This is a genomic window from Kluyvera ascorbata ATCC 33433 (assembly GCF_000735365.1).
GTDB lineage: Bacteria > Pseudomonadota > Gammaproteobacteria > Enterobacterales > Enterobacteriaceae > Kluyvera > Kluyvera ascorbata.
This window is the reverse complement of sequence record NZ_JMPL01000021.1, coordinates 44,730-51,989: the sequence shown is the minus strand read 5'-3', so window position 1 is coordinate 51,989 and position 7,260 is coordinate 44,730. Positions and strand designations below refer to the sequence as shown.

At 54.8% G+C, this 7,260-nt stretch carries 7 protein-coding genes and 1 pseudogene; 2 read left to right on the top strand and 6 right to left on the bottom strand.

The window, feature by feature from the left end:
• Positions 1-127 precede the first annotated feature (127 nt).
• A complete protein-coding gene (locus tag GKAS_RS07955; protein ID WP_035893227.1) occupies positions 128-1,300 on the top strand; it encodes a cytochrome c biogenesis protein DipZ in 1,173 nt (390 codons plus the stop codon).
• A gap of 62 nt (positions 1,301-1,362) precedes the next feature.
• On the opposite strand, the pseudogene GKAS_RS07950 reads toward GKAS_RS07955, so the two are convergent.
• The 5 genes and pseudogenes from GKAS_RS07950 to GKAS_RS07930 form a co-directional block, all read right to left on the bottom strand.
• A pseudogene (locus tag GKAS_RS07950) lies at positions 1,363-2,030 on the bottom strand (DUF3313 domain-containing protein).
• Between the two features lie 146 nt (positions 2,031-2,176).
• The gene (gene tehB / locus GKAS_RS07945) at positions 2,177-2,773 is read right to left on the bottom strand and encodes a tellurite resistance methyltransferase TehB (RefSeq protein WP_035893225.1); all 597 of its coding nucleotides are present in this window, start codon (positions 2,771-2,773) and stop codon (positions 2,177-2,179) included.
• On the bottom strand, positions 2,770-3,774 hold the full coding sequence (tehA, locus tag GKAS_RS07940) for a dicarboxylate transporter/tellurite-resistance protein TehA (RefSeq protein WP_035893223.1): 1,005 nt from the start codon (positions 3,772-3,774) through the stop codon (positions 2,770-2,772). The genes tehB and tehA overlap by 4 nt, the downstream gene beginning before the upstream one ends.
• Before the next feature lie 114 nt (positions 3,775-3,888).
• A complete protein-coding gene (locus GKAS_RS07935; protein ID WP_035893232.1) occupies positions 3,889-4,515 on the bottom strand; it encodes a helix-turn-helix transcriptional regulator in 627 nt (208 codons plus the stop codon).
• Between the two features lie 57 nt (positions 4,516-4,572).
• The gene (locus tag GKAS_RS07930; protein WP_035893221.1) at positions 4,573-5,541 is read right to left on the bottom strand and encodes a threo-3-hydroxy-L-aspartate ammonia-lyase; all 969 of its coding nucleotides are present in this window, start codon (positions 5,539-5,541) and stop codon (positions 4,573-4,575) included.
• A gap of 125 nt (positions 5,542-5,666) precedes the next feature.
• Between GKAS_RS07930 and ydcK the strand changes: the two genes are divergently transcribed.
• A complete protein-coding gene (gene ydcK, locus GKAS_RS07925; RefSeq protein WP_035893219.1) occupies positions 5,667-6,647 on the top strand; it encodes a YdcK family protein in 981 nt (326 codons plus the stop codon).
• Here the strand turns inward: ydcK and rimL are convergent.
• Positions 6,642-7,193 (bottom strand): 50S ribosomal protein L7/L12-serine acetyltransferase, encoded by a 552-nt coding sequence (rimL, locus tag GKAS_RS07920; RefSeq protein ID WP_035893218.1) that lies wholly within the window; start codon positions 7,191-7,193, stop codon positions 6,642-6,644. The genes ydcK and rimL overlap by 6 nt on opposite strands.
• Between the last annotated feature and the right edge of the window lie 67 nt (positions 7,194-7,260).

The following is a 7,260-nucleotide window of genomic DNA, read 5'->3' as shown; positions in this document are numbered from 1 at the left end:
CGGTTGCCTGCGCCGCCGCCGATAGCCAGACGCTACGCACGGTACTCACAGGCAGCAGCTCCCCCACGTATGCGGTACAAACCGCCGACCAACCGGCTCGTGTTCGTAACGCGCACGGAGGTGTCTGATGGCTATTATTATCGCGTTTCTCGGCGGGATGTTAACGCTGCTAAGCCCCTGCACGCTGCCGGTGATCCCCTTCCTGTTTGCCAGCGTGAAAGGCCAGAAGCGACATCTTTTCGCCATGCTCGCGGGTATGGTTGTGATGTTTACCGCACTGTCGCTGCTGGTGACGGTTGCCAGCGCCTGGGTCGTACACGTGGCGCAGGCAGGCCGCTGGCTGGCGCTCGTGTTTCTTGGCGCGGTGGCCCTGTCGCTTATCTCCCCGCGCATCGCCCAGCGCCTGATGGCTCCGGTGGTGCGATTAGGAAACCGGGTAAACGACAAAAGTCTGAGCCGTCGCGGCGAGATGGCTGCATTGTTGGCGGGCATTGCTACCGGGCTTTTATGGGCGCCATGTGCAGGCCCGGTGCTGGGCGCTATCCTGAGTCTTGGCGTTGTTCAGGGCAGTAGCGCCTCCAGCGGCGTGCTCCTCGCCGCCTACGGGAGCGGCTGTGCCGCCATGCTGGGGCTGCTTTGGCTTGGCGGGCAGCGCGTGCTGCATTGGTTACGCAACAGGACAGCCGTGATCGAGCGCCTAAAACAGTTGGCCGGAATGACGATGCTGGCGTCGGTGGTGCTGATTGCATCCGGCACCACCAGCGTACTGCAAGGCGCGACGGGTCTCTCGGCGCAGCTTGAGCAGCATCTGGTCAGTTGGCTTCCTGTCACCCCGGTGAAGCTTCAGCCGGTAGCCGATAGCGCCCTGCCGCCGCTGGACGGCGGTACCGGTTGGATCAACAGCGCCCCTCTCTCCAGCGAGTCGCTCAAAGGCAAAGTGGTGCTGATAGATTTCTGGACCTTCGACTGTATAAACTGCCAGCACACGCTGCCACACGTGCGTGAATGGGCAGAAAAATATCGGCCGCAGGGTCTGGAGGTCATTGGCGTACATACGCCGGAATATCCACATGAGAAAAACGTCAACGCGGTGCAAGACGCGGTAAAAAAATGGCACATCACCTATCCCGTCGTCACCGACAATAATTACCAAATCTGGAGCGCTTTTGGGAATCAATACTGGCCAGCGCACTATCTTTTCGACGCGCGAGGTCAGTTACGATATACCTTCTTCGGTGAGGGAAATTATGCGGAGCAAGATGCGGCGATTGCCGCGCTTTTAAAAGAAGCAAAAATCTGAATAAATAAAATAAGGGCGGCACCTGAGTGTCGCCCTCTATTATTCATCACGCCAAAGTAAAATTATTTCTGCGATGGATCGAATTTAACCGCATCAATCGCCATATCATCAATCACCTGTTTCAACGTATCCAGCGTCAGCTGAGCGTTGGAGTTAGACAGGTCTTTACCTTCGCCTTTACGCACCACTTTAATGACCGGCTTGTTGGTCGCCGCGTCAATCAGCTCACCTTCAAAGTAGAGGTTGGTATTCATAGTGCGGTGGCCAGTGGCGGCTTCAGTACCCGCAACCACCATCGCGATTGGAATCACTTCATAGAACTGCAGGCCTTCTTTGCTGGAGTCAACGGCGGTAATCGCGCCACGGAAGATCAGGCTATGTGGGCCAGCTGTGGTTGCCAGCGGCTTACGCTCGCTGATGGCTTTTTTCAGTTCGGTGTTGGTGTAGTTCAGAATGTCGGTCAGCGCTTTCTGCCCAACCTGGGTCGTCGGCTTCGGTACCGGATAATACGTTACCGGGTTGTAGACGACGTTCGCGTAGTTAGCCGGGTTGTAGTCCGGAGAGATCCAACGCAGTTCCGTTTTTCCTGACGCCGTTGTTGCTTCCTTCAGGCCAGAATAGTCTTTTAAAATCCTGAGTATTGCTGAGGAGTTGTGGTCTTTGATGCACAGCCTGCTAATGCCAGAACGCCCACGAGGGCCGCCGCTTTGAAAAACGCTTGAGTACGCATGAGAATAATCCCTGATAAATGCACAAATGCCAGTAAGTTATAGCAAATGAATCAGGAGTTTGTCGCGGCAAAAATAGAGAGTGCTCGCATTATTCAAAAATAACATTCACAGCATAACGGGCTTGCGCCCGTTATATAAATATTAATTATGAATTCTTACGTGCCAGCATCGTAGCGAAGCGTAATTTAATACGATTGCCGTTTTCGTCGGTACGATGAAGTTCGCCGACATCCTCGTTATATTTCAGCAAATCCCACCCCTCATAATAGTTTTTCAGCTCACCGGCTTTAAACGCAAACGGGAAACCGACCGTGCAAGGGAAATCATCGGTATCCATCGCGGCAACGATCAGGTTGTAGCCGCCCGGTTTGGTGCAGCGCTGCATATTCGGGATCAAGCGCGGAATGGTGTTCGCATCAAGGAACATCATCACCACCGTCGACAGAATAAAATCGTACTCACCGTCAAAGGTCAGCGTATTCAGGTCCTTCACCGCCGCCTGTAGATTTTCCAGCCCTTCAGACTCACGAATCGAGAGCAGATTCTGAATGCTCATCGGATTCTTGTCCCACGCCGTGACGTCATAGCCGTTTGCTGCCAGATAGAGGCTGTTACGCCCGTTGCCACAGCCAAGATCTAACGTTTTACCTGGTTTAATCAGCGATGCCGCGTGAAGCACATCGGAATGGGTGCGGGTCAGGCCATATTTTTCGGTGAAGTAGTTTTCGTCACGAGTTGTCATTGTTCATCCTTCGGTTTCATCAGTGTTGACCGCGCAACACGGGTCAAAAGTTTACCCTGAAGCAGCAATAGCAGCGTTTTAATCAGCAGCAGGCCGATCACGATATTGGTGAATATAAACAGCGGCAGCGCCAGGTTATGGAAAAAACCAGAACCGCTGGCGTGCCCAAGATGCAGCCCGGTGGAGGCCAGTGCGGAAATACCGAACGAGAAGCTCCAGAACGAGGCGTTAAACGCCTGGCGCAGATACCAGGGCATCAGGCGCAGCATAAACAGTAGCTGCAATAGCCCGTAGCCGAACAGCATTTTGGCGAACACATCCGCATGACCGCCGTTGATGCTCAGCCACGCATTACAGGCCACCAGCGCCGGGGCCAATTGAATGCCAAGTGAGGTTCGTAGCGGTACGGAGAGCACGCCGCCGCTGCGCAAACGCTGGACGATGGCTGGCTCGAGGGTAATCCACGAGATAACCCCAGCACCAAGAAACACCAGCCCGGCATCGTTAAAGCCCAGCGCGCCGCAGGCCATTGCGCTAATAAAGTTGTTAGCAACGGTAGGGAGATAGAGCCCCGGCGTTGTCGCATCCGCAGGATGCTCCCCTCGCCACAGTCCGGCGGTTTGCCAGGCAGCGTAACCGAGCTGCAACGTCACCCCGATACAAAACAATGCCAGCGCCAGCGGTCTTACCCACGGCGTTACGCCAATCGACACCAGCATGGTAGTGGCCGGAAACAGGCTGACAAAGCTGCTGGCAATGGGATGATTCATCTCCTGCCAGACGCTGTACGGAAAGCGCACCGCCCGTGTCAGGAAGGCCAGCGTCAGCAAGCCCCACATCATGATGGCGAGCACCACCAGCGCATCACCAATAGAATGACTTACCGGCATAATCGTGCTGGCATAACGCCAGGCAAAGCCCATACCAATGGTGCCCAGTACCATCCCAAAGTAGCCTACGGGCAGATTAAGGACCCGTGCTTCATTATCGTTATTATGCATTTAGTTTAATTAATCAAATTTAGTTAAGTTGCATTTTAAATGATTCTTTTATGCCGCGCTAGCGCGAAAAGGAAGTATAGACGAACTTCAGTCTGTGAAATCCCCGCTCATATTTCACTTCTGCCGCGCATAGAGATAAGCCGTGGCTCGGGATATTCCCAGATGCTGCGCCACTGTCTCCATAGACTTACGTAGCTCAAGCAATCCTTCCGCTCGCAGCGCCTGAATCACCGATTTTCGGTCATCAGGGCTCAGCGCTCGTGCGGTCGTGGCCCGCTTCGCGGCGAAACGGTCAATCCGCAGGCGGATGGTCTCAAGCCCCGACGGCTCAAGATGCTCTTCTACCGGGGCGTTCTCCACCGAGGTAAACTGCGCCAATGCGCTTTGCATTCCGCGAAACAGCGTCATGTCGACGTTCAGACACAGCGCCGCAACGTACTGTCCCGAGGTATCTTTAATACCAATAGAGGTGCTTTTCACCGGGCGACCGTCAGCAAACTGATTCGCGTAGTTGGCAACCAGCGCCGGGAAGTCCGGTGAGGAGATACGCGCAAGCCCCATTTCCGTCGTGGGTTCGCCCACCTTACGACCGGATAAATTATTGTGGATCGCCAGTATCGAGTGTTCCGGGTGCGTCAGGTCATGCACCACCACTTCACAAAACGGCGCAAAGGTGTCGCTGAGCCCTTTTGCAATGGTCTCAATCTGCTTTAGCAGGGAGTGGTCATCATGATTTGCCATCTGTTGCGCCTTGTCTTCCATAAGATGATGCCGCCTGTCAGGACAGGCGACTCGATGCTAGCCCGCCAGCAAGGCGGCATAGCGGCTGATATCCACATTACCACCGCTGATGATAATGCCCACCTTCTTACCCTGTAACGTAGCTTTTCGCGCCCGCGCGGCGGCAAATCCCAGGCACCCGGTTGGCTCAACCACCATTTTCATGCGCTCAGCGAAGAAGGTCATCGCCGCGATCAGTTCATCATCGCTGGCCGTCAGAATGTCATCAACATTCTGCTGAATTAACGGGAAGGTGATCGCCCCAAGATGCTGGGTCTGTGCGCCGTCGGCGATGGTTTTAGGGGTGTCGATATGAACAATCTTCCCGCTGCGAAACGATTGCTGACCGTCATTCCCCGCCTCTGGCTCAACGCCGTAAATGGCGCATTCCGGCGACAAATGACGAGCCGCCAGCGCAGAACCCGAAAGCAGCCCACCGCCGCCAAGGCAGACAAACAGCGCATCCAGTGGGCCGACTTCTTCAATCAGCTCTTTAGCCGCTGTCCCCTGACCGGCAATCACGTGTGGATGGTCATACGGCGGGATCAGCGTCAGGCCGTATTTTTGCGCCAGGTCACGGCCAATTTGCTCTCGGTCTTCGGTATAGCGATCGTAAGTGACAACCTTAGCGCCATAGCCCTTCGTCGCGGTCACCTTAACTGCAGGAGCATCCAGCGGCATCACGATGGTGGCCGGAATGCCTAGCAACTTCGCCGACAGGGCAATTGCCTGCGCGTGGTTGCCGGATGAAAACGCTACGACCCCTGCCGTACGCTGGGCAGGCGTAAACTGCAGCAGCGCATTCATCGCTCCGCGAAATTTGAACGCCCCCATACGCTGAAAGTTCTCACATTTGAAAAAGACTTCAGCACCGAACGCCTCATTAACCGTCCGTGAGGTCATCACCGGCGTTCGGTTCGCGTAGCCCGCAATGCGTTCTGCCGCGGCCACTACGTCGCCGTAATCAGGGAGCTTTTGTTCACTCATTTCATCACCTCAATACACTTTGTATTAAATAATACTATTCGTTTAACTGTGGGTTATACACCGGTTCGCTCGCGATTCACAATGGTTTGCTACATTTACTCTATCTGCATACCTGTGAGGCCATCATGAAAAAATACCGTCTCAGCGATGAAACGCGCAGCGTTCAAATTGGCGAACCCGGCGCCAGAGAGAGCGTGGTGGTACGCCAGATTATTGCCCTACAGGATTTTGCCGATGTCAGCGCTGGCAGCCTCGGAGGCTGGGTAGAAAACGAGCTGTCGCTCAGCCACGATGGTGAATGCTGGATCTACGATCAAAACAGCCTGGTGTACGCCGGGGCCCGGGTCACCGAAAACGCCAGAATTACGCAACCCTGCGAAATTAGCCATCAGGCAGAAGTTGGCGGTAACGCATGGGTGCAAGCCAGCCGCATCAGCCATTACGCTAGAGTCAACGGCGATGCGGCCGTACATGATTCCCAGGTTCATGGCCACTGCCATCTGTTCGGCTATGCCTACATTGCGGAACAGTCGCAAATTGTCGGGGCCAGAGGGTTAACCGCCGATAGCGAGCAACTCCTGCAAATCTACGACGCCGCGCAGCTTCGCCACTGCCGGGTAGTGCATCAGGCGCAAATCTTCGGCAAAGCCATGCTGATTCATGCCTTTGTTGAACACCGTGCAGAAATCTTCGATAGCGCTCGTCTGGATGGGAATGAGGAGAACAACATTTGGGTGTGCGACTGCGCTAAAGTTTACGGCAATGCGCGCATTATCGCCGGGCGCGGCGAAGATGAGATCCCAACGATTCGTTACAGCTCGCAGGTGGCTGAACATGCGGTAGTAGAAGGTAATTGCGTGCTGAAGCACCACGTGATGGTTGGCGGCAACGCGCGCTTACAGGGCGGGCCGATATTACTCGACGATCACGTGCTTATTCAGGGCGATGCGCGGGTGATTGGCGATGTGCTGATCGAGTATCACATTGATATCACCGATAGCGTGGTGGTGGAGGCTTTGCCTGGAGAGGCGATCCATCTGCGCGGGCGTAAAGCACTGACCGGGGCGCAGCATATTACCCGCACCCCGCTGTTTGGCGCGCTATAGCGCCGCGTCGTCAACAATCAGGGCATAAATGTTCTGGTCGTAATAAACACCGTTGAGAAACTCGGCCTGGCGCAAGCACCCTTCCAGCGCAAACCCGTTGCGCAGCGCGACTTGATTACTGCGCAGGTTATCGACCCGGCACTTAATGACGAAGCGGCGAATCTCGCCGCGTTCGGCATAGTAGCGAACAAACGCCTGTAATGACGCCGACAAAATCCCTTTTCCCTGCACGTCTTCATCCAGCCAGTAGCCGATATAGCCCGTTTTGTTCGAGGGTTCAATCTGGTTAAAAGACAGGACGCCAGCCATCGTATCATCGACAAAAATCAGGAACATTTTGGCGATACCGCGCTGGTGCAGCATCATATTACCCTGCACGTTCTGGCGAGAATCCTGTTCACTGTTGACGAACTGCGGCCAATTCAGCGTTTGCTGTAGCCAGACTTTATTACGCATCACCAGTTCAAAGAGACCGGTAACGTGGCTTTCATTCACCGCATGAAGGGTAACGGTGTCATTGACGGTGATAATTTCAGCGGTAGTCATTCTGGTGCCTCAATTGGCGGAAGTCGAGTAGGCCTGATAAGCGCAGCGTCATCAGGCATAACGGCGC

Coding starts and splice junctions, on each gene's coding strand:
- GKAS_RS07955 (WP_035893227.1), top strand. CDS start 128: ATGGCTATTATTATCGCGTTTCTCGGCGGGATGTTAACGCTGCTAAGC.
- tehB (WP_035893225.1), bottom strand. CDS start 2,773: ATGACAACTCGTGACGAAAACTACTTCACCGAAAAATATGGCCTGACC.
- tehA (WP_035893223.1), bottom strand. CDS start 3,774: ATGCATAATAACGATAATGAAGCACGGGTCCTTAATCTGCCCGTAGGC.
- GKAS_RS07935 (WP_035893232.1), bottom strand. CDS start 4,515: ATGGCAAATCATGATGACCACTCCCTGCTAAAGCAGATTGAGACCATT.
- GKAS_RS07930 (WP_035893221.1), bottom strand. CDS start 5,541: ATGAGTGAACAAAAGCTCCCTGATTACGGCGACGTAGTGGCCGCGGCA.
- ydcK (WP_035893219.1), top strand. CDS start 5,667: ATGAAAAAATACCGTCTCAGCGATGAAACGCGCAGCGTTCAAATTGGC.
- rimL (WP_035893218.1), bottom strand. CDS start 7,193: ATGACTACCGCTGAAATTATCACCGTCAATGACACCGTTACCCTTCAT.